Origin of the sequence: Variovorax pasteuri (assembly GCF_051216435.1) — a bacterium.
In the GTDB taxonomy this organism is placed as follows: domain Bacteria; phylum Pseudomonadota; class Gammaproteobacteria; order Burkholderiales; family Burkholderiaceae_C; genus Variovorax.
On the sequence record NZ_JBPJZS010000010.1, the window covers coordinates 18,915 to 44,429 of the forward strand.

Annotated in this window: 20 protein-coding genes; 5 read left to right on the top strand and 15 right to left on the bottom strand. The window is 68.9% G+C overall.

All coding sequences use genetic code 11. The features are described 5' to 3' along the window. Window positions 1-12: 12 nt before the first annotated feature. From zwf to ACSFBM_RS28125, 10 genes are all read right to left on the bottom strand, one after another. Complete coding sequence (gene zwf, locus ACSFBM_RS28080; RefSeq protein WP_435487325.1) at window positions 13-1,476, bottom strand: glucose-6-phosphate dehydrogenase; 1,464 nt, start codon at window positions 1,474-1,476, stop codon at window positions 13-15. 72 nt (window positions 1,477-1,548) lie between these two features. Next, complete coding sequence (locus ACSFBM_RS28085) at window positions 1,549-1,866, bottom strand: hypothetical protein (RefSeq protein WP_435437688.1); 318 nt, start codon at window positions 1,864-1,866, stop codon at window positions 1,549-1,551. A gap of 75 nt (window positions 1,867-1,941) precedes the next feature. Continuing rightward, window positions 1,942-2,781, bottom strand: a complete 840-nt coding sequence (locus tag ACSFBM_RS28090) for a DMT family transporter (protein ID WP_435487326.1) — start codon at window positions 2,779-2,781, stop codon at window positions 1,942-1,944. A gap of 400 nt (window positions 2,782-3,181) precedes the next feature. Further along, a complete protein-coding gene (locus ACSFBM_RS28095; protein WP_435487327.1) occupies window positions 3,182-3,742 on the bottom strand; it encodes a hypothetical protein in 561 nt (186 codons plus the stop codon). A gap of 55 nt (window positions 3,743-3,797) precedes the next feature. Further along, window positions 3,798-4,961, bottom strand: a complete 1,164-nt coding sequence (locus tag ACSFBM_RS28100) for an SLC13 family permease (RefSeq protein ID WP_435487328.1) — start codon at window positions 4,959-4,961, stop codon at window positions 3,798-3,800. Then, complete coding sequence (locus ACSFBM_RS28105) at window positions 4,958-6,232, bottom strand: MFS transporter (RefSeq protein ID WP_435487329.1); 1,275 nt, start codon at window positions 6,230-6,232, stop codon at window positions 4,958-4,960. Before ACSFBM_RS28105 ends, ACSFBM_RS28100 begins: the two co-directional genes overlap by 4 nt. A gap of 19 nt (window positions 6,233-6,251) precedes the next feature. Beyond that, window positions 6,252-7,088, bottom strand: a complete 837-nt coding sequence (locus ACSFBM_RS28110) for a hypothetical protein (protein ID WP_435487330.1) — start codon at window positions 7,086-7,088, stop codon at window positions 6,252-6,254. A gap of 150 nt (window positions 7,089-7,238) precedes the next feature. Beyond that, window positions 7,239-8,618, bottom strand: a complete 1,380-nt coding sequence (locus tag ACSFBM_RS28115; RefSeq protein ID WP_435487331.1) for a sigma-54-dependent transcriptional regulator — start codon at window positions 8,616-8,618, stop codon at window positions 7,239-7,241. Continuing rightward, window positions 8,603-10,075, bottom strand: a complete 1,473-nt coding sequence (locus ACSFBM_RS28120) for a sensor histidine kinase (protein ID WP_435487332.1) — start codon at window positions 10,073-10,075, stop codon at window positions 8,603-8,605. The genes ACSFBM_RS28115 and ACSFBM_RS28120 overlap by 16 nt, the downstream gene beginning before the upstream one ends. A 37-nt stretch (window positions 10,076-10,112) precedes the next feature. Then, complete coding sequence (locus ACSFBM_RS28125; protein ID WP_435487488.1) at window positions 10,113-11,645, bottom strand: class I adenylate-forming enzyme family protein; 1,533 nt, start codon at window positions 11,643-11,645, stop codon at window positions 10,113-10,115. Between the two features lie 262 nt (window positions 11,646-11,907). Between ACSFBM_RS28125 and ACSFBM_RS28130 the strand changes: the two genes are divergently transcribed. Beyond that, window positions 11,908-12,399: a hypothetical protein gene (locus ACSFBM_RS28130; RefSeq protein ID WP_435487333.1), complete on the top strand. Its 492-nt coding sequence runs from the start codon at window positions 11,908-11,910 to the stop codon at window positions 12,397-12,399. A 12-nt stretch (window positions 12,400-12,411) separates the two neighbouring features. On the opposite strand, the gene ACSFBM_RS28135 is transcribed toward ACSFBM_RS28130, so the two are convergent. Genes ACSFBM_RS28135 through ACSFBM_RS28145 form a run of 3 tightly spaced genes read right to left on the bottom strand, consistent with a single transcriptional unit; the run spans window position 12,412 to window position 18,289 of the window. Further along, the gene (locus tag ACSFBM_RS28135; RefSeq protein WP_435487334.1) at window positions 12,412-13,908 is read right to left on the bottom strand and encodes an efflux transporter outer membrane subunit; all 1,497 of its coding nucleotides are present in this window, start codon (window positions 13,906-13,908) and stop codon (window positions 12,412-12,414) included. Continuing rightward, window positions 13,905-17,060, bottom strand: a complete 3,156-nt coding sequence (locus ACSFBM_RS28140) for an efflux RND transporter permease subunit (protein ID WP_435487335.1) — start codon at window positions 17,058-17,060, stop codon at window positions 13,905-13,907. Before ACSFBM_RS28140 ends, ACSFBM_RS28135 begins: the two co-directional genes overlap by 4 nt. An 11-nt stretch (window positions 17,061-17,071) precedes the next feature. Then, window positions 17,072-18,289: an efflux RND transporter periplasmic adaptor subunit gene (locus tag ACSFBM_RS28145; protein WP_435487336.1), complete on the bottom strand. Its 1,218-nt coding sequence runs from the start codon at window positions 18,287-18,289 to the stop codon at window positions 17,072-17,074. Between the two features lie 135 nt (window positions 18,290-18,424). Here ACSFBM_RS28145 and baeS point away from each other — a divergent pair, with 135 nt between their 5' ends. Both baeS and ACSFBM_RS28155 read left to right on the top strand, forming a co-directional pair. Next, complete coding sequence (gene baeS / locus ACSFBM_RS28150; protein ID WP_435487337.1) at window positions 18,425-19,813, top strand: sensor histidine kinase efflux regulator BaeS; 1,389 nt, start codon at window positions 18,425-18,427, stop codon at window positions 19,811-19,813. Window positions 19,814-19,822: 9 nt separating this feature from the next. Further along, window positions 19,823-20,521: a response regulator gene (locus ACSFBM_RS28155; protein ID WP_435487338.1), complete on the top strand. Its 699-nt coding sequence runs from the start codon at window positions 19,823-19,825 to the stop codon at window positions 20,519-20,521. Between the two features lie 306 nt (window positions 20,522-20,827). Here ACSFBM_RS28155 and ACSFBM_RS28160 read toward each other — a convergent pair whose 3' ends face one another. Then, complete coding sequence (locus tag ACSFBM_RS28160) at window positions 20,828-21,814, bottom strand: toll/interleukin-1 receptor domain-containing protein (RefSeq protein ID WP_435487339.1); 987 nt, start codon at window positions 21,812-21,814, stop codon at window positions 20,828-20,830. 265 nt (window positions 21,815-22,079) lie between these two features. Then, on the bottom strand, window positions 22,080-22,565 hold the full coding sequence (locus ACSFBM_RS28165; protein ID WP_435487340.1) for a helix-turn-helix domain-containing protein: 486 nt from the start codon (window positions 22,563-22,565) through the stop codon (window positions 22,080-22,082). A gap of 429 nt (window positions 22,566-22,994) precedes the next feature. Between ACSFBM_RS28165 and ACSFBM_RS28170 the strand changes: the two genes are divergently transcribed. Both ACSFBM_RS28170 and ACSFBM_RS28175 read left to right on the top strand, forming a co-directional pair. After that, window positions 22,995-23,585, top strand: coding sequence for a TnsA endonuclease N-terminal domain-containing protein (locus tag ACSFBM_RS28170; protein WP_435487341.1), 591 nt, complete (start codon window positions 22,995-22,997; stop codon window positions 23,583-23,585). Beyond that, a complete protein-coding gene (locus ACSFBM_RS28175; RefSeq protein ID WP_435487342.1) occupies window positions 23,582-25,513 on the top strand; it encodes a Mu transposase C-terminal domain-containing protein in 1,932 nt (643 codons plus the stop codon). Before ACSFBM_RS28170 ends, ACSFBM_RS28175 begins: the two co-directional genes overlap by 4 nt. Window positions 25,514-25,515 lie beyond the last annotated feature (2 nt).

Genomic DNA, 25,515 nt, shown 5'->3' on the forward strand with positions numbered 1-25,515 from the left:
AGCTCCGAGGCCTCAACTCCCCGCCTTGTTCGGGTCGCGCCAGGCCCGCTCGAACGGCAGCCGCCACGCGTGCGGCGCAATCAGCTGGTGCACCGGCTTCGGCCCCCATGACCCCTGCTCGTAGAGCCGCACCGGCGGCGGCGATTCGAGCAGCGCGGTCGACACCTCCCACAGCCGCTCGATGCCCTCGGCCGTGGTGAACAGCGTGCGGTCCCCGCGCATCGCGTCAAGGATCAGCCGCTCGTAGGCTTCGAGCACCTCGCCGGCCATGCCGGTGTCGCGCATCGCGAACTGCAGGCTCAGCTTGTCCAGCCGCATGCCGGGGCCGGGGCGCTTGCCGTAGAACGACAGCGACATCTTCGAGGCGTCCGCCAGGTCGAAGGTCAGGTGATCGGGCCCCTGCGCGCCGACGCCCGAGCCGGGCGGAAACATGCTCTTGGGCGGCTCGCGGAACGCGATGGAAATGATGCGCTGGCCCTCGGCCATGCGCTTGCCGGTGCGCAGGTAGAAGGGCACGCCGGCCCAGCGCCAGTTGTCGATGTGGCACTTCAGCGCAATGAAGGTCTCGGTGTCGGAGTCGGGGTCCACGCCTTCCTCGGCGCGGTAGCCGCTGTACTGGCCGCGCACCACGTCGGCGGGCCGGATCGGCTCCATGCTGCGGAACACCTTGTTCTTCTCCTCGCTGATGGGCGCGGGCTCCAGCGCGGTGGGCGGCTCCATGGCCATGAAGGCCAGGATCTGGAACAGGTGCGTGACCACCATGTCGCGGTAGGCGCCGGTCTGTTCGTAGAAGCCCGCGCGCTTGCCCAGGCCCAGTGTTTCGGGCACGTCGATCTGCACGTGGTCGATGAAGTTGCGGTTCCAGATGGGCTCGAACAGCCCGTTGGCGAAGCGGAAGGCCAGGATGTTCTGCGCCGGCTCCTTGCCCAGGAAGTGGTCGATGCGAAAGATCTGCTCTTCCTGGAACACCTCGTGCAGCTTGCCGTTGAGCGCGACGGCACTGGCCAGGTCGGTGCCGAAGGGCTTTTCCATGACGATGCGCGAGCGCTCCACCAGCCCGGCCTCGCCCAGGGTGCGCACCACGGTCAGCGCCGCGCTGGGCGGCACGCTCAGGTAATGCAGGCGCCGGCACTCGGTACCCAGCGAGGCCTCGGCCCGGTCGACCGCGGCGCGCAATGCGGTGGCGCCGGCCGACAGGGGCACGTAGTCGAGGGTGGCGGCGAAGGCTTCCCAGTCGGCGGGCTGGGTCTTGCGGCTGCCGAACTCGTCGAGGGCCGCGCGGGCGGCGGCGCGAAAGCCGTCGACATCGAGTTCGTCCAGCGACACGCCGATGACGCGGCAGCCCGGAATGAAGCCGGCGCTGCACAGGTGGAACAGCCCCGGCAGAAGTTTTCGCCTTGCCAGGTCGCCGGTGGCGCCCACCAGGACCACCACCTGCGGAAAACGCGGACCGACACCGGGAGGGATCTTCGCCATGTTGTCACCTTGGAGCTGTTGTACCCGGGCCCCAAGCGATTTCGGTGCCAGCCCTGGCGCCTGGCGTGCGGGTCAGTCGGTGGCGGGCCGCATGGGCACGTCGCCCAGCGCCTCGTCGTCGCGCAGGCCGTGCGCGGCCTTCAGCAGTTCGATCGACATGCCGTCGCTCTGGCCGGCAAAGCCCTTGGCGACGCCCTCGAGCACCGTCGACAGGCCGACTTCGCCGTCGGCGCGGGCGTCCATGCTCACGTTCAGCACCCGGGCCGCCATCTGGCGGTAGGTGACGGCGCCCGCGCTCTCCAACGCGGCCACCAGGTCGAGGTACAGCGCCAGGTTCAGGTCGAACACCAGCTTGGGCGTGATCTCGAAATCCTCGTTCTTGTTTTGCATGGGTGTGGCTCCTTTTTTTCCTGAGCCTCCACTCTAGCCACAAAAAACGGCCGGGCTCGTCGGATACAGCCTGATTCAGCGTGCGCGCGTGCCCATGATCGCCGCCGAGATGATGAGCAACGCCGCGAGCGCGATGGTCCAGGTCAGCGGCCGGCCGGTCACCAGCAGCAGCAGCGCGGTCGAGCCCAGCGGTGTGAGGTAGCTCAGGATGCCGATCTGGCGCGCGTCGCCGCGCTTGAGTGCCGCGTCCCATGCGAAGAAGGCCGCGCCCAGCGGGCCCAGCCCGCACAGCAGGAGCAACAGCCCGTCGCGCCCCGACAACGCCACCGAGGGCTCGAGCACTGCGTGGCAGGCCAGCGACAGCACGCCCGAGACCAGCCCGAACAGGCCGATGGCCGAGGTCGGGAAGGGCGCGACGCGTTTCGTGCCGAGCGAGTAGCTGGCCCAGACGAAGGCCGAGGCCAGCGCCGGCAGGAAGCCCCAGTAGCCTGTGGAAGTGGCCGCGCCCCCGCCCGCGCCGAGGATCGCGGCGGCCGCGCCCGCGAACCCCAGCAGTCCCGCCACCAGGTGCAGCGGGCGCAGTGTCACGCCCGGCAGCAGCGCCGGCGCCAGCACCACCATGAGCAGCGGCCAGAGGTAGTTGACCAGGTTGGCCTCGACCGGCGGCGCGTAGCGCAACGCGATGAACAGCAGGAAGTGGTAGCCGAACAGGCCGTACACGCCCAGCGCCAGCGTGCGCGGCGGCACCGTCCAGGCGCGGCGGTCGCGCAGCACGAGCGGCCAGCTCGGCACGCTGCCGATGACCAGCGCCAGCCCGGTGAGCAGGAACGGCGGCAGGTGCGACAGGGCGGTGCCGAGCGAGGCGAGGGTGGTCCAGAGCGCGATGGCGAGCAGGGCATAGACGGTAGATGACATGGGCCGCGAGGGTACGCGATCAGGTCCGCGCTTTTTCGAGAGCCGCCGTGCCCCCACCCCGGCCCTCCCCCGGAAGGGGAGGGAGAAAGACAGACAGCCGACGGCGCACGACCGGTCTTGCTCCTTCCCCTCCCGGGGGAAGGCTGGGATGGGGGCAGGCCTGCGATCAGGCGCCGAGCTGGTTCAGAGGCCGCCGTGCCCCCACCCCGGCCCTCCCCCGGAAGGGGAGGGAGAAAGACGAACAGCCAGCGGCACACGACCGGTCTTGCTCCTTCCCCTTCCGGGGGAAGGCTGGGATGGGGGCAGGCCTTTGCTCAGGCGCCGCGCTTTTTCGGAGGCCGTCGCGCCCCCACCCCGGCCCTCCCCCGGGAGGGGAGGGAGAAAGACGAAGACGAGCGCCTCAGCCCTTCTCCGCGGCCCGCACTGGCTTGCCGTTGACCTTCACCGCCTCGACCACGCGTCCCTCGCCCGTGGCCAGCGGCTGGGCGTGGCCCTCGGCGCGCACCTTGTCGCCGACCTTCAGGCCCAGCCGCGCGAAGCCGTCGGGCCGGGTGTGGACGAAGTCGCCGGTGTCCAGCACCACGCCGTTGGCCTCGCCATGGCGCGCGTAGTTGAAGCGTGCCACCGTGCCCGCGATGTCCGCTTCGGCGTCCGTGTGGCGCGGTGCCTGGCCGTCGACCGAGGCCAGCCGCTCGAAGCGGTAGACCGTGTGCCCGGCCTCGCCCTTGGGGGAGGGGCCTTCCTCGGTGCCCTCGATCACCAGCGCCTGGCCGGCCTGCAGGCCCGCGAAGGCGGACGCGGCGCCTTCGTCGTGGCGGTCGAACACGAACTGCATGAGCACGCCGTCGGTGTCGATCAGCACGCCTTCGACGCCGCCCTTGGGGCTGTACACCAGGTGCTGGAAACGGCCTTCGACCGACCAGACGTCCAGGGTGTCATGGGTTTCGTGAGGATGTGGCATGGAATGAAAGTCCCTTGTGAGAGTGGTTGTGGAACGGGAAAAAACGCGCTTCGTTTCAACCGAGCCGCAGCAGCACCGCAGACGCCGCGCACACGATCAGAAAAGGAATGCTGATGCGGTGAAACTCGCGCAGCCCGTGCGGCACCTTGGCCAGCCGCAGCGCGATGAGGTTGGCGAGCGAGCCCAGCACGCAGCCGAAGCCGCCCACGCTCACCCCCGCCGCCAGCGCGGGCAGGTCGTGCACGTAGCGGTCCAGCAGGATGGTGGCCGGCACGTTGCTGATGAACTGCGAGGTGAAGATGGCCGCCAGGTACGCGCGCCAGCCTTCGGCAATGGGCCACTGCCCCACCAGCGCGGCCACCGACGGCAGCTCCGCCAGCTGGCGCAGGTCCACGAACATCAGCGCGATGATGGCCAGCAGCGCCCAGTCCACGCCCAGCAGCACGCGGCGCTGGAACAGCAGGTAGGCGACGAACACCACCGCCAGGCCCGCCAGCAGCCAGTGCCGGTCGAGCGCGACGACGAAACCCACGAACAGCACGCCGGACAGCGCCAGCAGGCGCGGCTGCACCGGCGCGGCCTCGGCAGAGGGCTTGAGCGCGATGGCCGTGCGCGGCACCAGCAGCCACACGGCCACGAACAGCCAGAACAGCATGACCAGCACGGTGGGCGCCATCATGGCCATGAAGCCGCCGAAGCTCTCGCCGGTGCGGTGCCACAGGTACAGGTTCTGCGGATTGCCGATGGGCGTGAGCGCCGAGCCCGCGTTCACCGCCAGGGCCTGCAGCACCACCAGCCGCGCCAGCGGCAGGTGCGCTTGGGTGGCCAGCACGCGCGTGAGGGGCACCAGCAGGAACAGGCTCACGTCGTTGGTGACCAGCGCCGACAGCACGGCGGCGGTGGCGGTGAGCAGCAGCGCGAGCTGGCGCAGGTTGGTGGTGCGCGCCAGCAGGCGCTGGGCGGCCGCCTGCAGCATGCCGCTCTTCTCCACGCCCTGCGTGATGGCGAGCAGCCCGGCCAACGCGCCCACGGTCTGCCAGTCGACCAGCTTCAGCCAGTCCATCGGCGCGCGCGGTCGCAGGAAGGCGAACAGCACGGCGACCGCCACCAGCACCCAGAGCAGGCCGTTGCCGCCGCCTTCGTGGGGCGGCGGGCTCTGGCTGTCCGCAAGGGCAGATGAGGAAGAAGGGGGCAGGGCGGACACGGTGTCTTTGGTCATGGAGCGGCGGGGGTCAGTGCGGAGTCGGTGGGCGCGTTCGCGATCGAACGGCGCCGGTCGCGAGTTTCCGGCATGGCCAGTGCGAACAGCGTCAGCGCACAGGCCGCGACGCCGGCCAGCATCACGAAGGCCGTGCCGTAGCCGGCCAGGTGCGCCACCGTGCCCGCCACCAGGTTGCTGAGCGCCGCGCCCAGCCCCACGCAGGCCGCACCGATGCCCAGCGCAAGGTTGAAGTGGCCGCTGCCGCGCGTGAGGTCGCCGATCATCAGGGTCAGCATCACGCCGAAGATGCCCGCGCCGATGCCGTCGAGCACCTGCAGCGACAGCAGCGCGGCCGGACTGTCGGCCAGCAGGTAGAGCAGCCCGCGCACCGGCAGCACCGCGAAGCCGACGAGAAAGATCGGCTTGCGCGCCAGCCGCGGCGCCCATCGCCCGACCGCCAGCGCGATCGGAATGGTGACCAGCTGCGTGACGATCACGCCGCCCGACAGCCACAGCGTGGCCGAGGTGCCGGCCCGGCTGCCGACCTTCTGCGCCACCAGCGTGAGCATGGCGGCGTTGGCCAGGTGGAACAGGAAGGCGCACACCAGCAGCACGACCAGGCGGCGGTCGTACCAGCGGGCGGTGGATGGCGCGGCGCCCGCCTCGCGGTCGGCATCGGCATCGGCGCCGCGCGCCAGCCGCGGATCGACGTCGCGCTGGCGGATCAGCATGGCAGCCACCACCGTCGGCAGCGCCATCGCCACCGCGTAGAAGAACATCGCATGCGGACCGAAGGCGTGGCCGACCCAGCCGGTGCCCAGCGCCCACAGCACCGTGCCCGCCGCGGTGATGGCCGCGTTGCGGCCGACGCGCGCGTCCAGCCCGGCGCGCCCCACCATGCCCAGGCTGGTGGCCGCGATGGCGGGCGCCACCAGCGTGCCCGCCGCGCCGATGAGCGACTGGCCCGCCAGGATCACACCGTAGCCCGGCCAGTTCGCCATGACCACCAGACACGCCGCGATGAGCGCGATGGCCCCCGCGATCCAGCGCGGCTTGTGACGCACGCTGTCGATCAGCGCGCCGGCCGGCGCCTGCACCACCAGGCCCACCAGCGCCGAGACGAACATCACGGTGCCGATGCGTTGCGGGTCCCAGGCCAGCGTGCCGGCCATGAAGACGATCAGGAACGGCCCGACGCCGCCCTGGATGTCGGGCGCGAAGAAGGCCAGTGCGTCGAGCGCGCGCAGGCTGCGGCGCGACGGTGCGGGGGGGGCGGCGTCGGTGGTCATGGCGGGCGGGCCTGGCGGATCAGGACGCCGGCAGCGGGGCCGGGGGCGCCATCAGCGGGGCGGGCGGCGTCGGGCCGGCACCGCGCGGACCGCGGGGGGCGGCCGGGCCGCGCCCACCTCGGGGAGCGGGTTCCAGCCCCGGCCCGCCGAACACCTCGCGCACCGTGTCCGCCGTCGCGCCCAGGCTGGTGGCTTCCAGCGCCGTGCCCTGCGCGCCGCGCGTGCCCCAGCCGCGCGCATGCAACTGCGCGCCGGGTTGCAGCTGCGCGCCGTACGCCGCGCCGACGTGCGGCGGGAAGCGCACGATGGTCTTGTCCGCCAGCACCACGCCGCGCACGTCACCGCGGTCGGTGTACAGCAGGCGCTCGATGCGTCCGCTCGCCGACAGGGCGCTGAGCGCGCCCGGCTCGCGCGGCGGCGGCGGGGCCATGCCGGGGGCCGGTGGCTGGTCGGTCAGGCTGCGGCCGTTGGCGGCGAGCGACTGCATGCGCACCACCGGCACGTTGGGCGCGCGCCAGCCGCTGACCTGCACCGTGTCGCCGGGCTTGAGCATCTGCATCACCGCGGCCGAGAGGTGCGGCGCAAACGCGACCTGCGTGCCGTCGGCCAGCAGCAGGCCGTCGGCCTCGCCGTTGGGGTTGATCAGCCATTGCTGCACACGGCCGGTGGCGACCGTGCCCGCCTCGGGGGCGATGGGGGCGGCGGGCGCAACAGGCGCGGCGGGCTGCATCGGTCCGTTGGCGCCGAGCGGCGGCGGGGGAACCGGTCCGCCCGGCGGGGGCGGTGGCACCTGGGCGAAGGCGGCGCCGCCCGCCAGCAGGCAGGCGGCGGCGATGAAGGTGATGCGGGTTGTCATGGGTGGCTCCTTGTGGGTGGGATGCCCAAAGACATCTCACACAACGTGCCAGCTCACGAACCCTTTGAAATCAACGACTTGCGTGCACGGGGCGGCCCGCGGCCGGATGATCCGGGGACACCATGTGTCCGGTTTGCGGACACCTCGGTGTCAGTCGAGCCCGTACTGCGTCAGCTTGCGGTACAGCAGCTGGCGGTGAATGCCCAGCCGGCGCGCGGTCTCGGCGCGGTTGCCTTGGGTCTGCGCCAGGGCGTGGGTGATGAGCAGGCGTTCGAGCTTCTCGACGGTGGCCGGCAGTTCGCCTTCGAGCCAGTCGGCGGGGAGCGTGCCGCCTGCGTCGCTGCGCGGCGCGGCGCCCAGCCCGAGGGCCAGGTCGGCGCCGCCGATCACGCGGTGCCGCACCAGCGCGTGGCAGCGCTCCATCACGTTGCGCAGCTCCCGCACGTTGCCCGGCCATGGGTGGCTCAGCAGCCGCTGCGCGGCCTCGGCCGACAGCGCCTTCGGCGCATCCGGGGAACCCGGCGAACCGGACCGCGCCGCGCGGCGCAGGAAGTGCTCCGCCAGCGGAATGATGTCGGCCAGCCGTTCGCGCAGCGGCGGCATGCGGATCGACAGCACGTCCAGCCGGTACAGCAGGTCTTCCCTGAAGCGCCCCTCGCGCACGGCGGCGGCCAGGTCGCGGTGCGTGGCAGCGACCACGCGCACATCGACCTTCACCGTCTTGTGGCTGCCCAGCGGCGTGACTTCGCCCTCCTGCAGCGCGCGCAGTATCTTGGCCTGCACGTCCAGCGCCATGTCGCCGATCTCGTCGAGCAGCAGCACGCCGCCGTCGGCCGCGCGAAAGCAGCCGGGGCGCTCGCCGGTGGCGCCGGTGAAGGCGCCGCGCACATGGCCGAAGAGCTCGCTTTCGAGCAGTTCCTTCGGAATGGCCGAGCAATTGACGGCCACGAAGGGCCGGTCGGCGCGGGCCGAGTGGCGGTGCAAGGCGCGCGCCACCATTTCCTTGCCGGTGCCCGTTTCGCCGAGCACCAGCACCGGCATCGCGTTGGCGGCGGCCAGGCCGATGCGCTTGTGCACCTCGCGCATTGCGTGACTCGGGCCGACGAGGTCGCTGCCGTCTTCGTCGTCCGGCGCCGCACCGGACGACGATGCCGCCGCGTGCTGCTGCAGCGCGCGGCCGAGCACCTCGCGCACCGCCTCGCGGCTGACCGGCTTGGCCAGGTGGTCGAAGGCGCCCAGGCGCATCGCCTCGATGGTGTTGCCCGCGCTCGAGAACGCGGTGAGCACGATCACCGGCGGCAGCCGCGCCCGGCCTGCCAGCAGTGCCTGCATGGCCGCGAGCGTCTGCAGGCCGTCCATGCCGGGCATGCGGTGGTCGAGGAACACGGCGTCGAAGCGCTGGCGGGTGAGCATGTCCAGCGCTTCGGCGCCACCGGCCGCAGCCCTCACGTCGTGGCCGAGGCCCTGCAGCGTTTCGGCCAGCGTGTCGCGAAAGGCGTCGTCGTCGTCGACGATCAGGAGATGCGCCATGGAAGCTCCAGTTCGAAGCGGGTGCCCGGTGTCAGCGGCACATGATGCAGGTCGCCGCCGTGCGCCAGCGCCACCTCGCGCGCCAGCGCCAGGCCCAGCCCGGTGCCGTCGGCCCGCCCGGTGGCAAAGGGCTCGAACAGGCTCGCCTGCAGCGACTCGGGCACGCCCGGCCCGTCGTCTTCCACGCGAATGGCCAGCGTGGGCGCCGCAGGTTGCAGGGCCGACAGCACCACGTGGCCGCCGCGCGGCGCATGGCGCACCGCGTTGTCGAGCAGGTTGTCCACCGCGCGCGCCAGATGCACGGGGTCGAACACCGCGCTGGCGGGCGTGCTGTGCTGCAGCGTCACCTGCACGCCGGCGGCATGGGCCTTGGGCGCCACGGCGGCCACGCGCTCGTCCAGCCAGCGGTGCAGCACCACCTCCGCCGGCGCCAGCGTCACCGGCTGCACCAGCGCCAGCAGGCTTTGCACCAGGCCGTCGAGCCGGTCGATCTGCCCCACGATGGCCTGCAGCGCCGCGCCTTGCCGTTCGGGCGTGGCGGCCAGCGCGTTCTCGGCCTTCAGCCGCATGGTGGCGATGGGGTTGCGGATTTCGTGCGCGATGCCGCCCGTCATGCGGCCCAGCGCGGCCAGGCGCTGGTCGCGGCTGCGCTGCTGTGCGGCGGTGCGCAGGTGGGCGCGAGCCTCCTCGAAGCGCAGGCGGTAGCGGTTGAAGCCGTCGACGATGCGGTCGAGCTCGCGCACGCCGGTGCGCGGCAGCTCGGGCATGGCGCCGCCGTCGGCGTCGGCTTGCGCTTCGGCGTGCGCCAGGCGGTTTTCCAGGCGCTGCACATGGCGCAGCCCGCGCAGCAGGATGAAGCCCAGCCACAGGCCCGAGGCCAGCACCAGCAGCAGCAGCACGCCCAGGCCGGTGCGCAGGCTGCCCTGGGCGGCCAGCGCGCCGCCGTTGGTGCGGGTCATGGTCCATGCCGCCAGGTCTTTGCCCGGGGCGGCCAGCGGGCAGGCCGAGACGATCAGCGCCTCGCGGCTGCCGCGCACCACGTCGGTCTGCGGCTGCTGCGTGCGCGCGGCGAGCTGCGCCATCTCCACGATCAGCGGCTGCTCGGCCGCCGGCACGTCGCGCTTGACGCCGCTGCCCTCGTAGGTGGGGTAGGCATAGGCGAGCTGGCCGCCGGCCGCCTGCCACACGCCGCCCTCGACGTGCGGCGCCTCGATCAGCACCAGCTGCAGCAGCACCTGCAGCAGGTCGACCTGCGGCTTGGGCGGAGCGGGCACGGTGGCCGACTTGGCGTAGCGCGCCGCAATCGCCCGGCACGACTGTTCCGTGGCGCTGCGCCCCGCCGCCACCTGTGCGCCCGCGCTGCTGCGGTAGAGCGTGAGCATCACCACCGCCAGCGCGGCACACATGCCGAACAGCAGCACCCAGAAGAACAGCAACTGACCGCGCAGGGATTTCATTGGCCGCGATCCTGCCTTGTCCGGGGGCCGCGGCGCGTCAGCCGGGGTCGCGTTCGCGCAATTCCCGCTTGAGCACCTTGCCGATCGCGCTGCGCGGCAGCTCGTCGATGAAGCTCAGCCGCGCCAGCCGCTGGGTCTTGCCGAGCTGGTCGTTGGTCCACTGCAGCAGGGTTTGTTCGGTGGTGGCGTCGCCGTCCTTGCGCACCACGTAGGCCACCGGCGTTTCGCCCCACTGCGCCGACGGCACGCCGATCACGGCCACGTCGGCCACCGCCGCGTGGCCGCGCAGCACGCCCTCCAGGTCGCTCGGGTAGATGTTGAAGCCGCCGCTGATGATCATGTCCTTCTTGCGGTCGAACAGCGTGAGGAAGCCGTCGGCATCGAAGCGGCCCACGTCGCCGGTGCGGATGAATCGCTTGCCGGTGGCGTCGAACCACTCGGCTTCGCGCGTCTTGCCGGGCTGGCGGTGGTAGCCGGTCATCATGCCGGCCGAGTGGCCCACCACCTCGCCGGCGGCCTCCGGGTTGTCGCGCGGCAGCTCGCGGCCTTCCTCGTCGATCAGGCGGATGTCGCTGCCCGGCGCGGCCTGGCCCACGGTGTGCAGCTTGGTCGGGTGCAGGTGCGCCTCCAGGATGCAGGTGCCGCCGCCTTCGGTCATGCCGTAGAACTCGATGAGCCCGCCCGGCCAGCGCTTGAGCACGTCGGCCTTCAGCGCCGCGTTGAAGGGCGCGCTGGTGCTGAACTTGAAGCGGTAGCTCGACAGGTCGTGTTCGTCGAAGCGCGGGTGCGCCATCAGCCGCTGGTACTGCACCGGCACGAGCATGGTGTGCGTCACGCCGTGCTTCACGGCCAGCTGCAAGTAGCCCAGCGCGTCGAACTTGGGCATCAGCACCACGCAGCCGCCGAAGGCGATGGTGGGGAAGAACACCACCAGCGTGGTGTTGGAGTACAGCGGCGTCGACAGCAGCGTGACGGTGTGGCTGTCGTATTCGTACTTGGCGCCGCGCTGCACATGGGCCCAGCGCATGCCGTGGCCCTGCACGATGCCCTTGGGCTCGCCGGTGGTGCCCGACGAATAGATGATGTTGAAGGGCCAGGCGGGCTGCGCCTCCACCGGCCGGGGGCTCGCACCGACCGGTGCCAGCCACGCGTCGAAGACGCCGCCGACCTGCGAGCCGTCGAGCGCGATGCGGGCAATGCCGCCCGGCACGGCGGGGCCGATGACCTCGGCGGCCGAGGCGTCGCTGAACAGCAGGCGCGCGTCGGCGTCCGAGATCATGCGCGCCAGGCTGGCGGGCGTGGAGCCGGGTGCCAGCGGCGCCACGGCCACGCCCGCGCGCAGCGCGCCCAGGAACACGGCCGCGTAGTTCACCGACGAGGCCGCGCACACGGCAATGGCGTCGCCGGGCTGCAGGCCGTCGCGCTGCAAGGCGGCCGCGATGCGGTCCATCAGCGCGTCGAGCGCGCGGTAGCTCAGCATGTGCTGTGCATCGGCCAGCGCGGCGTGGTCAGGTGTGTGTTGCGCGTGGAGGCGAACCAGGTCGGCGATGGCGCCGAATTCGCGTTCCATCGCGGCTTGAAAAGCGGAGTGCATGAGAGCGTCAGTCCTTCATCTTGGCCAGCCGGCAGGATAGCGGAGCCATCGCCCAAGGCCAGCGCCTTGGCGACGCGGGCGCGGCGCGTCAGTTGCCGCTCAGCCAGGCGGCGCCACGATGGCTGCACGAAGCCGCTTGCATCGTGGCCGCTTTGTGCCGCAACAACGGGCATCGCGCCGGTGCCGGCCCTGCGGGTTGCGCACCGGCAGCACTCGATTCCAACAAGGAGCTTTTTCCATGGGGCTACTCGACATCCTCCAGCAGGCCATCGGCAACAACAACGCCGAGGCCCACATCGACCAGGTCACGCAGCACGCCTCCACCGGCGAAGTCGGCGCGGGGCTTGCCGCGGCGATGCGCTCCGACCAGACGCCGCCCTTCGGCGACATGGTGGGCCAGCTGTTCGGCCGGTCGTCACCGACGCAGCAGGCCGGCGTGCTCAACCAGATCCTGGCCACGCTCGGCCCAGCGGCCGCATCGGCGCTGGCCGGCGGCGTGCTGGGGCGCCTGCTGCAGCCGGGGCAGACGCAGGTCACGCCCGACCAGGCCTCGCAGCTGTCGCCCGCCCAGGTGACCGAGATCGCCGCGCACGCCGAGCAGCAGCATGCCGGCGTGATCGACGAGGTCAGCCAGTTCTATGCGCAGCATTCGGGGCTGATCAAGACCCTGGGCGGCGCCGCACTGGCCATCGCGCTGGCGAAGATGAAGGAGAACGCCACGCGCGGCTGACGTGCCGAACGCTCAGCGCGATGACGCGGTCGTCCCGGCCGGCACCTCCGTCTGCGCCCCCGCCTGTGCTTGCGCCTGCGCCTGCACCGTGTCCCCGCCCCCCATCACCTTGTAGAGCGTGATGCGGTTGCTCTGCTCCGACAGGCGCAGGCCGATCAGCGTCTGCTGCGCGGTGTACAGCGAGCGCTGCGCGTCCAGCACCTCGAGATAGCTGTAGCTGCCGTTGCGGTAGAGCGCGTTCGACAGCGTGAAGCTCTTCTGCGTGGCGTCCACCAGCGATTGCTGCGCCGCCAGCTGCTCGCCCAGCGCGCCGCGCGTGGCCAGCGCGTCGGCCACTTCCCGGAACGCGGTCTGCACGGTCTTCTCGTAGGTGGCGAGGTCGATCTCCCGCTGCGCCTTGGCGGCGTCCAGGCTGGCGCGGTTGCTGCCCGCGTTGAAGATCGGCAGGCTGACCGAGGGCGCAAAGCTCCATGCGCCGTTGCCGCCCTTGAACAGGCCCGACAGCGCCGTGCTCGACGAGCCCGCGCTCGCCGTGAGCGAAATGCTCGGGAAGAAGGCCGCGCGCGCCGCGCCGATGTCGGCGTTGGAACCCTGCAGCGTGTGCTCCGCGGCCAGCACGTCGGGCCGCTGCTGCAGCAGCGCCGAGGGCAGGCCCGCGGGTACGTCGACCAGCGCGCTGGCCGAACCGGCCGAGGCCATGCCGGCGGCGGGCAGCAGGTCGTCGGGCACCGTGGCGCCGGCCAGCAGGTCGAGCGCGTTGCGGTCCAGCGCCACCTGCGCGGTGTAGCTGGCCACGTCCACGCGCGCGGAATCGACGGTGGTCTGCGCCTGGGCCAGCGTCAGCGCCGAGCTGGCGCCCAACGCGTGCATGCGCCCGGTCAGCGCGTACGAGCGCTGCTGGCTGGCCAGCGTGTCCTGCGCCAGCTGCAGCCGCGCGTGGTCCGCAGCCAGCGTGAGCCAGGCCGAGGCGACTTCCGCCACCAGGCTGATCTGCGTGCTGCGGCGCGTGGCCTCGGTCGAGAGGTAGCTCTGCAGCGCCGCCTCGTTCAGGTTGCGCACGCGGCCGAACAGGTCGAGCTCGTAGCTGCTGAAGCCCAGCGCCGCCGTGTACTGCGTGCCGATGGCCGACTCGCCGCTGCTGCTCGTGGCCGCCGAGGTGCGCTGGCGCGTGGCGCCGGCCGTGGCGGCCACGCTGGGGAACAGCTCGGCGCGCTGCACGCCGTACTGGGCACGCGCCTTCTCGATGTTCTGCACCGCCACGCGCAGGTCGCGGTTGTTGGCCAGCGCCAGCGCGATGGTGCGGCGCAGCCGCTCGTCGGTGATGAAGTCTTGCCAGCCGGTGAGGGGTGTGGCGACGGTGCCGGCCTTCGCATTCGCGGATGCCGTGGACACGGGCCACGCCGAGGCGACCGGCGCCTCGGGCCGCGAGTACACCGGCGCGAGGTTGACGCAGCCGGCCAGCAGCGCGGCCACGGCCAGCGCGCAGAGTCGGAAATTCACGGAAGTCATGGGGTCCCCGTTTCAGCAAGTGCGGGCAGCGTGGGCGCTGCCGCGGGCCGGGTCTCGGGTGCGAAGAAGCGCCGGATCACCACGAAGAACAGCGGCACGAAGAAGATGCCCAGCGCCGTGGCGCTCGCCACGCCGCCCAGCACGCCCACGCCGATGGCGCGGCGGCTGCCCGAGCCCGCACCGGTGCTCAGCGCCAGCGGCAGCACGCCGAACATGAAGGCCAGGGAGGTCATGAGGATCGGGCGCAGCCGCAGGCGCACGGCCTGCAGCGTGGCGTCGACCAGGGCCATACCGTCGTCCTGCAGCTGCTTGGCGAACTCCACGATCAGGATCGCGTTCTTCGCCGACAGGCCCACCGTGGCCAGCAGCCCCACCTGGAAGTACACGTCGTTCGACAGCCCCGCGAGCTTGGTGGCCACCACCGCACCCAGCACGCCCAGCGGCACCACCAGGATCACCGAGAACGGCACCGACCAGCTCTCGTACAGCGCCGCCAGGCACAGGAACACGAACAGGATCGACACCGCGTACAGCAGCGGCGCCTGCGAGCCCGACAGCCGCTCCTGGTAGGAGCTGCCGGCCCACTCGTAGCCGATGCCCTGGGGCAGCTGCCTCATGATGCGTTCCACCGCGTCCATCGCCGCGCCGGAGCTCACCCCCGCGGCCGGATCGCCGATGAGCTCGAAGGACGACATGCCGTTGTAGCGCGCCAGCTCCGGCGAGCCGTAGGTCCAGCGGCTGCTGGCGAAGGCCGAGAACGGCACCATCTCGCTGTTGGCGTTGCGCACGTGCCAGCTGTCGATGCTGTCGGGCTGCATGCGGAAGGGCGCGTCGGCCTGCACGTAGACCTTCTTCACACGGCCGTTGTTGACGAAGTCGTTCACGTAGCTGCCGCCCATGGCGCTGGACAAGGTGTCGTTGATGTCCGCGGTGGAAAGGCTCAGCGCGGCGGCCTTGCGGTCGTCGATGTCGATGGCGAACTGCGGCGTGTCGTCCAGGTTGTTGCTGCGCACCTGGCTGAGCGCCGGGTCCTTGCGCGCGAGCGCCAGGAACTGCTCGCGCGCCTTCACGAGCGCGTCGTGCCCGATGCCGCCCAGGTCCTGCAGCTGCACGTCGAAGCCCGCGCTCGAGCCCAGGCCGCGCACCGCCGGCGGCAGCATGACGAACACGCTGGCGTTGCTGGCGCGCAGCGACATCTCCTGCGTGAAGCGGCGCGCCAGGGAGGCGGCGTCCTGCGCCTTGCCGCTGCGCTCGCTCCAGTCCTTCAGCGTGATGAAGGCATTGCCCGTGGCCTGGTCGCCGCTCAGGCCGGTCAGCGTGATGTAGTGGCTGACCTCCTTCTGCGTGGCCAGGTAGTCCTCGAAGATCTTCATGGTCTGGCGCAACTGCTCGTCGGTGGCGCTGGCGGGCAGCTTGATCTGCGTCATCAGCGTGCCCTGGTCTTCGTCGGGCAGGAACGAGGTGGGCAGGCGCATGAAGACCAGCGCCATCACGCCCACCATCAGCGCGTACACCAGCAGGCTGCGCTTGCCACGGTGCAGGATGCCGCCGACGCCCGAGCGGTAGCGCTCGGCATTGCGCTCGAAGCTGCGGTTGAACCAGCCGAAGAAGCGCCCCGGCAGGCCCGTTCGCGGCGCATGCCCGGCCGGTGCCGCCGGCTTGAGCAGCGTGGCGCACAGCGCCGGCGTCAGCGTGAGCGCCACCACCACCGACAGCAGCATGGCCGCGACGATGGTCACCGAGAACTGCCGGTAGATCACGCCCGTGGAGCCGCCGAAGAAGGCCATGGGAACGAACACCGCCGACAGCACCAGCGCAATGCCCACCAGCGCGCCGGTGATCTCGCGCATCGACTTGCGCGTGGCCTCCAGGGGCGAGAGCCCTTCCTCGGCCATGAGCCGCTCCACGTTCTCCACCACCACGATGGCGTCGTCCACCAGCAGGCCGATGGCCAGCACCATGCCGAACATGGTGAGCGTGTTGACCGAATAGCCCAGCACGGCCAGCACGCCGAAGGTGCCCAGCAGCACCACCGGCACCGCGATGGCGGGCACCAGCGTGGCGCGCAGGTTCTGCAGGAAGAGATACATGATGAGCACCACCAGCACCATGGCCTCGCCCAGCGTCTTGGCCACTTCCTCGATGGAGATGCGCACGAAAGGCGTGGTGTCGTAGCCGACCACGGCCTTCATCTGGTTCGGAAAGAAGGGCTCCAGCGTGGCCAGCTTGGCCTTCACGGCGTTGGACACCGAGAGCGCGTTGGCGCCGGTGGCCAGCTTCACGCCCATGCCGCCGGAGGGCTTGCCGTCGAAGCGGGAGTTGACGGTGTAGCTCTCGCTGCCCAGCTCGATGCGCGCCACGTCGCCCAGGCGCACCACGGAGCCGGCGCTGTCCGACTTGACGATCACCTCGCGGAACTGCTCTGCGGTGCGCAGCTTGCTGCGCGCGGTGATGGTGGCCGTGAGCCGCTGGCCGGCGACGGCGGGCAGGGCGCCGAGCTGGCCGGCCGAGACCTCGGTGTTCTGGCTGGTGAGCGCGCTCGTCACGTCGGACGGCATCAGCGAGTACTTCTGCAGCTTCGCCGGGTCGAGCCAGATGCGCATGGCGTAGCCCGAGCCCAGCACCTGCACGTCGCCCACGCCGTCGATGCGGCTCAGCACGTCGAGCAGGCTGCTGGAGATGTAGTCGCCGATGTCGGTGGCCGAAGCGCTGCCGTCCTGCGAGGTGAGCGAGACGATCATCAGGATGTCGGTGCCCGCCTTGGTGACCGTCACGCCCTGGCTCTGCACCGACTGCGGCAGCTGCGACATGGCCTGCTGCACCTTGTTCTGCACCTGCATCTGCGCCACGTCGGCGTTGGTGCCGGCCTCGAAGGTGAGCTCGATGCTCGCGCTGCCCGAGGAGGTGCTTTTGGACGACATCGAGCTCAGCTGGTCGAGCCCTTTCATCTTCTGCTCGATGACCTGGGTGACCGAGTCCTCGATGGTCTTGGCCGACGCGCCCGGGTAGGTGGCGTTGATCGACACCTTGGTGGGCGCGATGTCGGGGTATTGCTCCAGCGGCAAGGTGCTGATGGACAGCGCCCCGGCCAGCATGATGACGATGGCGATGACCCACGCGAAGATGGGCCGGTCGATGAAAAAGCGTGCCATGTGCGGTGCCTTCAGCGCGCGGCGGCCGCGCCGGCCGCGGGCGCGGTGTCGCCAACGGTGGCGGCCGTGGCCACCGTGGAGTCCGCGGCGGCCACCGGCTTGACCGTGTCGCCCACACGCACCTTCGTCGAGCCTTCGACGATCACGCGCTCGCCGGCCTTCAGCCCCTCGGTCACCTGCCAGCGGCTGCCGACCGCGCGCGACACCTTCAGCGCGCGCTTCTCGACCTTGTTGTCCGCCGTGACCACCAGCGCCGAGGCGTCGCCGCTCGCGGTGCGGGTCACGCCCTGCTGGGGCACCAGCAGGGCCTGCTCGGCCACGCCCTCTTCGAGCACGGCGCGCACGTACATGCCGGGCAGCAGCGTGCGCTCGGGGTTGGGCACCAGGATGCGCAGCGTGACCGCACCGGTGCCTTCGTTGACGGTGACGCTGGAGAACTGCAGGCGCCCGGCGTGGGCGTAGGCGGTGCCGTCTTCCAGCATCAGCCGGACCGACGCCTCGCCCTTGTTCGCGCTGCTCTTGAGCGCGCCGCTGGCCAGCTCGCGCTGCAGCCGTAGCAGGTCGGTGGTCGACTGCGTCACGTCGACGTTTATCGGGTCGAGCTGCTGCACCGTGGTGAGCGCCGTGGTCTGGCCGGCCGTGACCAGCGCGCCGGGCGTGACGGTGGAGGCCTCGATGCGCCCTGCGATGGGCGCGGTGATGCGCGTGAAGCCCAGGTTGATGCGCGCCGTGTCCAGCGCGGCGCGCGCCACGCCGAGGTCGGCCTGGGCCTGCTGCAGCGTGGCCTGGCTGTCGTCGTTGGTCTGCTGGCTCACCGCGTCGATCTTCACGAGCTCTGCGTTGCGGCGCGCCGCGGTCCTTGCGGAATTGAGCGTGGCCTCGGCCTTGGCGACGCTGGCCTGCGTGCTGGCGTGGGCGGCCTGGTAGCTGGCCGGGTCCAGCTGGTAGAGCACCTGGCCGGCCTTGACCAGCGCGCCTTCTTCGAACAGCCGCTGCTGCACGATGCCGCCGACCTGCGGGCGGATCTCGGCGCTCAGGCGGGCCCGCGTGCGGCCCGAGAGTTCGGTGGTGACGGGCTGGTTTTCAGGCTGCAGGGTGACCACGCTCACCTGCGGGGTGGCAGCCGCGGGAGGCTGCGCGGAAGTAGAACCGGAGCACCCCGCAATGCCGCCCAGCAGGCCGAGGGCCAGGGCGCACGCAAGGCCGGTGCGGGTGAAGCGAGAAGACATGTACGGGTTTCCAATCAGGTTGGAACCCATGGTCTTCAGCGAATGTGGAGCGAGTGTGAAGGTCCCCCGGCCCGCGCGGCCTTGGGGCCGGCGTGCACCGTGCGGGCTGCAATCTGGCTTATCTTGTGGGCCTTCATGAAGATCAGCATCACCACCAAGCTCTTTCTCGCCGTGCTGGCCACCGCCGTGCTGGCGGTGGTCGCCATGGGCGCCGCCTCGCGCTGGAACTTCGAGCGCGGCTTTGTCGGCTACCTCAACGAGCAGGGCGTGGAGCGGCTGGACGCCGTGCTGCCCAACGCCGTGGCGGCCTACCGGCAGAACGGCAGCTGGGACTTTCTGCGTGAAGGGCCGGGGCCGTGGTTCGAGATCATGCGGCCCGCGCCCTTGGTGAGCGGTGAGCGCTTCGATCCGGGCCGCACGCCGCCGCCTGTGTCCGACCTGACGGGGGCCATGCTGCGCGTGAGCCTGCTCGACACCGACCGCAAGGTGATCGCCGGCTTCAGGGAGGCGCGAAAGGGTTCGGCCGAACGCGCCGTGGTGGTCGACGGCAAGACCGTGGGCTGGGTGGTGATGGCACCGTTCCAGAACGTGAGCGAGGCCGGTGACCAGCGCTTCCAGCAGAACCAGGCGCGTGCGAGCTGGGTCATCGGCGTGCTGTGCGTGCTGCTGGCCGCGGGCATCGCATGGTGGATCGCGCGGGTGCTGCTGGGCCCCGTCAAGCGCGTGGCTGCGGCGACCCACCGGCTGGCCGCCGGCGACTACGAAAGCCGCGTGGCCGTGGCCTCGCAGGACGAGGTGGGACAGCTGGCGCGCGACTTCAATTCACTGGCCCACACGCTGCAGCGCAACGAGCGCATGCGCCGCGAGTTCATGGCCGACGTGTCGCACGAGCTGCGCACGCCGCTGGGCGTGCTGCACGGCGAGCTGGAGGCGATGGAAGACGGTGTGCGCCGCCTCGACGCGCAGGCCGTGCGCTCGCTGCAGCACGAGGTGGGCATGCTCAACCAGCTGGTGTCCGACCTCTACGACCTGTCGCTGGCCGACGTGGGCGCGCTCGCGTACCGCAAGGCCGACGTGGACCTGCGCGAACTGGTCGAGGCGAGCGTCGACGGCTTCCGTGAGCGGCTGGCCTCTGCGGGCCTGCGCCTGGAACTGGACCTGCCGGCGCAGCCGCTGGTGGCGTTCGCCGACGAGCGCCGCATGCAGCAGCTGTTCAGCAACCTGGTGCTCAACAGCTGCCGCTACACCGATGCGGGCGGCGTGCTGCGCATCGCGGCGCGCGAGGAGGGCGCGCAACTTGCCGTCGATTTGATGGATTCGGCGCCGGGTGTGGAGGCGGCGCAGCTGCCGCGCCTGTTCGAGCGCTTCTTTCGCGGCGAGGGCTCGCGCAACCGCGCCAGCGGCGGCGCGGGGCTGGGCCTGTCGATCTGCCGCAGCATCGTGGAGGCGCATGGCGGCACCATCGAGGCCCAGGCCTCGCCGCTGGGCGGCGTGTGGGTCGCGATCCGCCTGCCGCGTGCCTGAGGACCGGCGATGAACGACGCACCCATGACACCCCCTTCGGCCGCACATGTCCTGATCGTCGAGGACGAGCCGCGCATGGCCGCGCTGCTCGCCGACTACCTGCAGGCCTCCGGCTACACCTCGGCATGGCTGGCCAACGGGCTGGAGGTGGTGCCCAGCGTGAAGGCGCGCCGGCCCGACCTGGTGCTGCTCGACCTGATGCTGCCCGGCCAGGACGGCATGAGCGTGTGCCGCGCGTTGCGCCTGTTCAGCGACGTGCCGGTCATCATGCTCACCGCGCGCGTGGAAGAGGCCGACCGCCTGATGGGCCTGGAGATCGGCGCGGACGACTACATCTGCAAGACGCCGTTCAGTCCGCGCGAGGTGGTGGCGCGGGTCAAGGCGCTGCTGCGCCGCAGCGGCCATTCGGCGCGCGAGGTGTCGGCGCTGCAGATCGACGCGCAGGCCTACAAGGCATCGTGGCAGGGGGCCGCGCTGGACCTCACGCCGATCGAGTTCCGGCTGCTGAAGGCGCTGGCCGATGCGCGCGGGCGCGTGCTGTCGCGCGACAAGCTGCTCGACCACGTGCATGCCGACCAGCGCGCGGTGACCGATCGCGCGGTCGACAGCCATGTGAAGAACCTGCGCCGCAAGCTGGACGCGGCGAGCGGGGGGCAGGAGCTGATCCGGTCGATCTATGGGGTGGGGTACAGGCTGGACTTGCCTTAGGCCCCGGTGGCGGGCGCGCGACCCGTTGCCCTCGCGCCGCCATTGAAAAAGGCCCTCGACGGGCCTTTTTTCATTCGCTTGCCCGAAACGCTCAACCGCCTGCGGCGTGCGCCAGTGACAGCGTCCGGAAGTTGGTGAGAAAAAACATCACGCGTCATTCACAAATTTCAGAAGTCAATGAGAAAAATACAAAAGTGAATGAGAAAAATAAAATGCGCTCGCGATTTCTTCGAGTGGATAACTGCATTTTCCTTGTTTCAGGTGGGCGTGCTGTTCTGAACGAATAGCAGTAGTCTTCAACCTCTTCTATCGCTGGGCGGCGCTGATAAACAACTCCCAAAGATACTCTGCGGCCCCCTCCTGCGAGAGCTGTTTGTGGCGCTCGCCGCCGCCAAAGCCCATGCCCAATGGCTTCAGAAATAGCGACTGTTCATTCGCCTCAACGCTCAACAGTTCGTTGAATGATCCTTGGTTTGCAGATGAGTCATGGGAAAACGCGATGCCGTTGCTGCGCCCGCTCAGCCCTTCCATCCGAACCGAGCACTCTGCCAGCTTCTTGCCATTGCGATACAAAATCGCGGCAAAACGGCGGGAGTCGATGCGCTCGTAGTTGCCTGTGACGTCCGGATTCCGCTCGCCGATTGCCCCCACGGAGCCTTCGAAGAACTTGCTCACGAATTCGAACGTCGAGCGCAGGTGATCATCGCGGTCCTTCTCGGAAAACTCCTGTTTGACTCTCAGGTTGCTCGATCGCGGCAGCCCCGGCCTTGGTGGCGGCGAATCCGTTGGGACTGCGGGAGGTGCTGACCAGCTTGTACGTGGTGCGCGCGGCGCTTGTTGAGATGCGGCAGGCGCTGCGATGTCTTCAACAGCCCGGCGAACCTGCTTGGCCACGTCGGCCAATGCTTCGTCGCGATCGGGCCATGAAACGACCGGCTTTCCGTCTTTCGGCGCCGCCATCAACTTGCCAAACGGCGCGCTATGCCACTCGCAGTGGCGAAGAATGACCGGAATGACCCGTGCCTCGCCCGCTTCGTGGCGTTCCATGGCCCGTTTCATCTCCCTGGAAAAGCAGTATGGCGAGCTGACGAAGTCCGAGCTGATCAGCAGCAGGATGATGTCGGCAGTCTCGAGCTTGCTGAAGATCGCATCATCAACCTCGTCTCCGGCAATGATGCGGCGGTCGTACCACGCGTCGATGAGGCCCTGATTCTTGAGAAGTGCCAGGTGCGCCTCCAATTGATTGCGCAATTCCTCGTCTTTGTGGCTGTAGGAGAAAAAAACGCTGGCCATTGTTTGCTTGCCTCTTTTTTGGGGAGATTCCCTGGGGATTCTGACGGATCTGCCATGCTGGTCGATACGCGTGAGGGAGAGGCGAGACAGCGTCCCGCCTCTCACGTAAGATGCCCGCTCGGATGCAACCCGAACGGGCTACCCTAATGTGATGTGCTTGCGCAGCCAAAGCATTGAAAGCCTCCTTTCTCCGAAGTCCCTTTCCAGGACCAGTTGCAAAAGAAACCCGCTTCGGTGTTGCAGCACCAGGCGGGTTTCGCCTTTTTCACTTGCCGCCGGTGATCACCTGCAGCGGTCGTTTGCGGGTGATCGCGGCGGCCTTCTCCGCCTGCGCTTTGGCGCGCTCGTTGAGCTTCTCTTTGGCGAAAGGCGTGATCTTCTCGATCAGCCCACTGAAGTCGTATTCGTTGGGTAGGTTGTCGCCCACACCCGCCTTGCGGTAGATGCGTTTGATGTACCCCCAGCGCTCCATCTCCTCGATGTGCTTCTGGATGGTCCGCGGGTGCACGCCGATCGCTTGAGCCAATGACTTCTTGGAGCGGTACGGATTGCTGCCGGCGTTCCACCAGTTGCCTGCCAGATGCAGAAGGATGTTGATATCCAGCGGTGAGAGTTGCAAAGCTTGCTGACGCTCGAAGATGACGTTGGGGAACGAGGTCCACCCCGATTCGGCGACGATCTTGGACCACTTCGCTGCGACACGACGGTCCGTGGTCGCGTTCGCTGCGGTTTTCTTGGGGATAGCTGCCATTTTCTGCGCCTACCTTTGATTCGATGCGTGCAGTATCCCCAGAGCCCCCTGGCCTAGCAAGCCGATCGAGGCTTGAAGGGAGGGCGCCTGTGCCTCCCCCTGAAGGATCTGCTGCGTCTTGACTTCACAGCGTCTGCATGCACCACGTCTGCTCGGCGATGCCGTCTGCTTAGGAGGGCTTTCGGGGCTCCCCGGGGCCAGTCCGGGTGGCCGCCCGGGGTGGGCCCTCTCGCCTCCCCGGAGAGCCCTTAGGGCCTTCCCCCGGGCACAAATCTCAAAGCAGCGAGGTCCACGCATGTCGCCGGGCGAGACCCTGCGGCATCCGGATCTGACGCCGTCAAAAGAGTATGAGAATATTCGGCATCTCTCGGGGGAGAAGATATGCCAGTACGAAGAATCCCAAAGAATTACTTGGTGGTGACAGGGCGCATGCACACGCGCCATTCGGAGGAGCTTCAGGAGTTCGAGTCGCTGCAGGAGAAGGACTATGTTCTCCTGCTGGGCCCCGACGATGACGTCCTGAGTATTGAGGTCCAGCCGGTGCGAATTCCGGTGAAAGGTGTGCGCAACGGGTACGTGCCCGATGTGCTCGTCCACTATCGCAAGGGGCTGGGACGTCCTTCAGAGCTGACCGAGGTCAAGACCCGGGCGGATTTCGAGTCCAACAAGGAGAAGTACGCGCCCAAGTTCAGGGCTGCCGAGGCGTACTGCGCGGAGCGTGGCTGGATCTTCATCAAGAAAAGCCAGGAAGACTTCCCGGCTCAGCGGCTCAAGAACATCAAGTACCTGCGCGGCTACCTGAGGAATCCGCCGGATGCCGCGGCATCGAGTCGGCTCCTTGCCTGGCTTGCTGGGCAGGGCGAAAGCTCTACCGTCGGGGAATTGCTGGACGCCCATTCAGACGAGGACGGAGAAATGCTCCATCACTTTTGGACCTGTGTCGCGCACCGCAGGATCCTGCTGGATCTGGACGCTCCTATGGAACTCGATGCGTGGATCGTTCCGGGCGCCGAGCCATGACCGATCCTCGCCATAGAGCCGCTCCCCTGCTGAAGCCGCGTGAAGGCATGGTCGTCAAGACCGAGGACGGCAAGGAGTTCGTCATCCTGCGGTTCGTCGGCCTGATGAAGGTGATGGCGAAGGAACTGGGGACGGAAGAGCTGGCGACGCTGGATCTGGACGAACTCGGCTTTCGGGAAGTTTTCAGGCGAGGAAAGAAGATCAAGGTGGCCGAGCAGGTCAACCTGGACGACGTGGATTCGCATGACTGGGAGATTGCCGAGCATCGGCGCAAGATCCTGACGCCGCTGCTGGCCATGAGGACGGTTTCGAAGGAGGCTCGGGAGCAAGCTTGTGCGGAGCTTGAGATTTCGCAGGCGACCCTCTATCGGCTAATGCACGATCTGTACGAGACGCAGTTGCTCTCGAGCCTGCTTCCTTACCGACCGAGCGGCGGGCGAGGAAAGAATCGCCTTTCTGACGAACTGGAGCACGTGATCCAGGACGGCATCAAGAACCACTATCTCACTGGGCAGAAGATCGGCAAGAAGGCCTTGGTCGAAAAAATCGAGGCGGACTGCGCGGTCGCAGGCATCAAGCCGCCGGCACCCAACACGATTCGTTCGCGCATCGACGAAATCGAAGAGAAGAAGCGAGCCAAGAAGCGCAAGGGCGAGGCCGAGGCGAGGAAGTTCGAAGCGAACAAGACGCCAGGCAGAGGCAACAAGCTGCCGGATGCGGACTACCCACTTGCCATCGCGCAGATGGACCACACACTGCTGGACATCATCGTTGTCGACGACAAGTACCGAAAGGCGATCCGGCGCGCGTGGATCACGGTTCTCATCGATTGCTACAGCCGTGTCATCTTGGGGTTCTATGTGTCCCTCGATCCGCCGTCGAGCTTGTCCGCGGGGCTGTGCATCACGAACGCTATCCTGACCAAGCGCCAGCGCCTTGAGGAACTGGGTCTGACGAACCAGGTCGAGTGGCCGTACTACGGCGTCATGGACGTCGTGCATATGGACAACGCCAAGGAGTTCAGGGGTAAGTTGATCGAGTTCGGCTGCAAGGAGCACCATATCGACGCGCATTTCCGCCCAGTCAAGAATCCCAAGTACGGCGCCATCATCGAACGCTTCATGGGTACGCTGGCTTCCAAGATCAAGGCGCTACCCGGGGCCACGTTCTCAAACCCCAAGGAAAGAGGTGAATACGACTCGGAGAAGACGGCGACCATGACCCTCACGGAACTGGAGTCATGGCTGTATCTGACCATAGAGAAGTACCACTTGGAGAAGCACTCGACGCTAAATATGCCGCCGGCGCAAAAGTGGAAGGAGGGCATCCTGGGCACGAAGACCAAACCAGGACGAGGACGGCCGGCCTTGATTCAGGATGCGGAAAAGCTGCGTATCGATCTGCTTCCATTTCAGGAGCGGGTCATTCATCCTGAAGGCGTGGTGATCGATCGCATCGTCTATTTCCACGACTGCCTGAGGCCGTACGTGAACATCAAGGATCCGAAGACCAAGACCAGCGTCTACCACCGCTTCGGTCGGGACCCTCGCGACGTCAGCGTGCTCTATTTTCGGGACCCTATCCAGAAGCAGTACGTGCGGATTCCCTATGCGGATCCGAGCCTGCCGCCTGGCATCAGCCAATGGGAGTACGACGCGGCACAGCGCATCCAGGAGGATGGTGGCGGGAGGCTTGAAGACACCCGCGCCGTAATGGCCATCGTGTTGGAGAGGCGAAAGCGCGAGCAGGAGAGCGCGGAGACGACTAAGACGGCCCGTCAAAACATGCAGAGGCGTGCTGAGCATGCGAAGGCGCGTGAACGCGGGCCTGTCGAGCTGCCGCGCGCCTCACAGATGGCGCCTACTTCGCCCCCGGACTCGATCGCAGGATACGACCCGGACGAGATCTTCCCGATTGAAGAGGAGTAGGT

Excerpts from the sequence above, each read along its gene's own strand:
- ACSFBM_RS28100 (WP_435487328.1), bottom strand. The coding sequence starts at position 4,961 with ATGACCAAAGACACCGTGTCCGCCCTGCCCCCTTCTTCCTCATCTGCC.
- ACSFBM_RS28130 (WP_435487333.1), top strand. The coding sequence starts at position 11,908 with ATGGGGCTACTCGACATCCTCCAGCAGGCCATCGGCAACAACAACGCC.
- ACSFBM_RS28125 (WP_435487488.1), bottom strand. The coding sequence starts at position 11,645 with ATGGAACGCGAATTCGGCGCCATCGCCGACCTGGTTCGCCTCCACGCG.
- ACSFBM_RS28085 (WP_435437688.1), bottom strand. The coding sequence starts at position 1,866 with ATGCAAAACAAGAACGAGGATTTCGAGATCACGCCCAAGCTGGTGTTC.
- ACSFBM_RS28145 (WP_435487336.1), bottom strand. The coding sequence starts at position 18,289 with ATGTCTTCTCGCTTCACCCGCACCGGCCTTGCGTGCGCCCTGGCCCTC.
- zwf (WP_435487325.1), bottom strand. The coding sequence starts at position 1,476 with ATGGCGAAGATCCCTCCCGGTGTCGGTCCGCGTTTTCCGCAGGTGGTG.
- ACSFBM_RS28120 (WP_435487332.1), bottom strand. The coding sequence starts at position 10,075 with ATGAAATCCCTGCGCGGTCAGTTGCTGTTCTTCTGGGTGCTGCTGTTC.
- ACSFBM_RS28095 (WP_435487327.1), bottom strand. The coding sequence starts at position 3,742 with ATGCCACATCCTCACGAAACCCATGACACCCTGGACGTCTGGTCGGTC.
- ACSFBM_RS28110 (WP_435487330.1), bottom strand. The coding sequence starts at position 7,088 with ATGACAACCCGCATCACCTTCATCGCCGCCGCCTGCCTGCTGGCGGGC.
- ACSFBM_RS28160 (WP_435487339.1), bottom strand. The coding sequence starts at position 21,814 with ATGGCCAGCGTTTTTTTCTCCTACAGCCACAAAGACGAGGAATTGCGC.
- baeS (WP_435487337.1), top strand. The coding sequence starts at position 18,425 with ATGAAGATCAGCATCACCACCAAGCTCTTTCTCGCCGTGCTGGCCACC.
- ACSFBM_RS28170 (WP_435487341.1), top strand. The coding sequence starts at position 22,995 with ATGCACACGCGCCATTCGGAGGAGCTTCAGGAGTTCGAGTCGCTGCAG.
- ACSFBM_RS28105 (WP_435487329.1), bottom strand. The coding sequence starts at position 6,232 with ATGACCACCGACGCCGCCCCCCCCGCACCGTCGCGCCGCAGCCTGCGC.
- ACSFBM_RS28135 (WP_435487334.1), bottom strand. The coding sequence starts at position 13,908 with ATGACTTCCGTGAATTTCCGACTCTGCGCGCTGGCCGTGGCCGCGCTG.
- ACSFBM_RS28090 (WP_435487326.1), bottom strand. The coding sequence starts at position 2,781 with ATGTCATCTACCGTCTATGCCCTGCTCGCCATCGCGCTCTGGACCACC.
- ACSFBM_RS28175 (WP_435487342.1), top strand. The coding sequence starts at position 23,582 with ATGACCGATCCTCGCCATAGAGCCGCTCCCCTGCTGAAGCCGCGTGAA.
- ACSFBM_RS28165 (WP_435487340.1), bottom strand. The coding sequence starts at position 22,565 with ATGGCAGCTATCCCCAAGAAAACCGCAGCGAACGCGACCACGGACCGT.
- ACSFBM_RS28115 (WP_435487331.1), bottom strand. The coding sequence starts at position 8,618 with ATGGCGCATCTCCTGATCGTCGACGACGACGACGCCTTTCGCGACACG.
- ACSFBM_RS28155 (WP_435487338.1), top strand. The coding sequence starts at position 19,823 with ATGAACGACGCACCCATGACACCCCCTTCGGCCGCACATGTCCTGATC.
- ACSFBM_RS28140 (WP_435487335.1), bottom strand. The coding sequence starts at position 17,060 with ATGGCACGCTTTTTCATCGACCGGCCCATCTTCGCGTGGGTCATCGCC.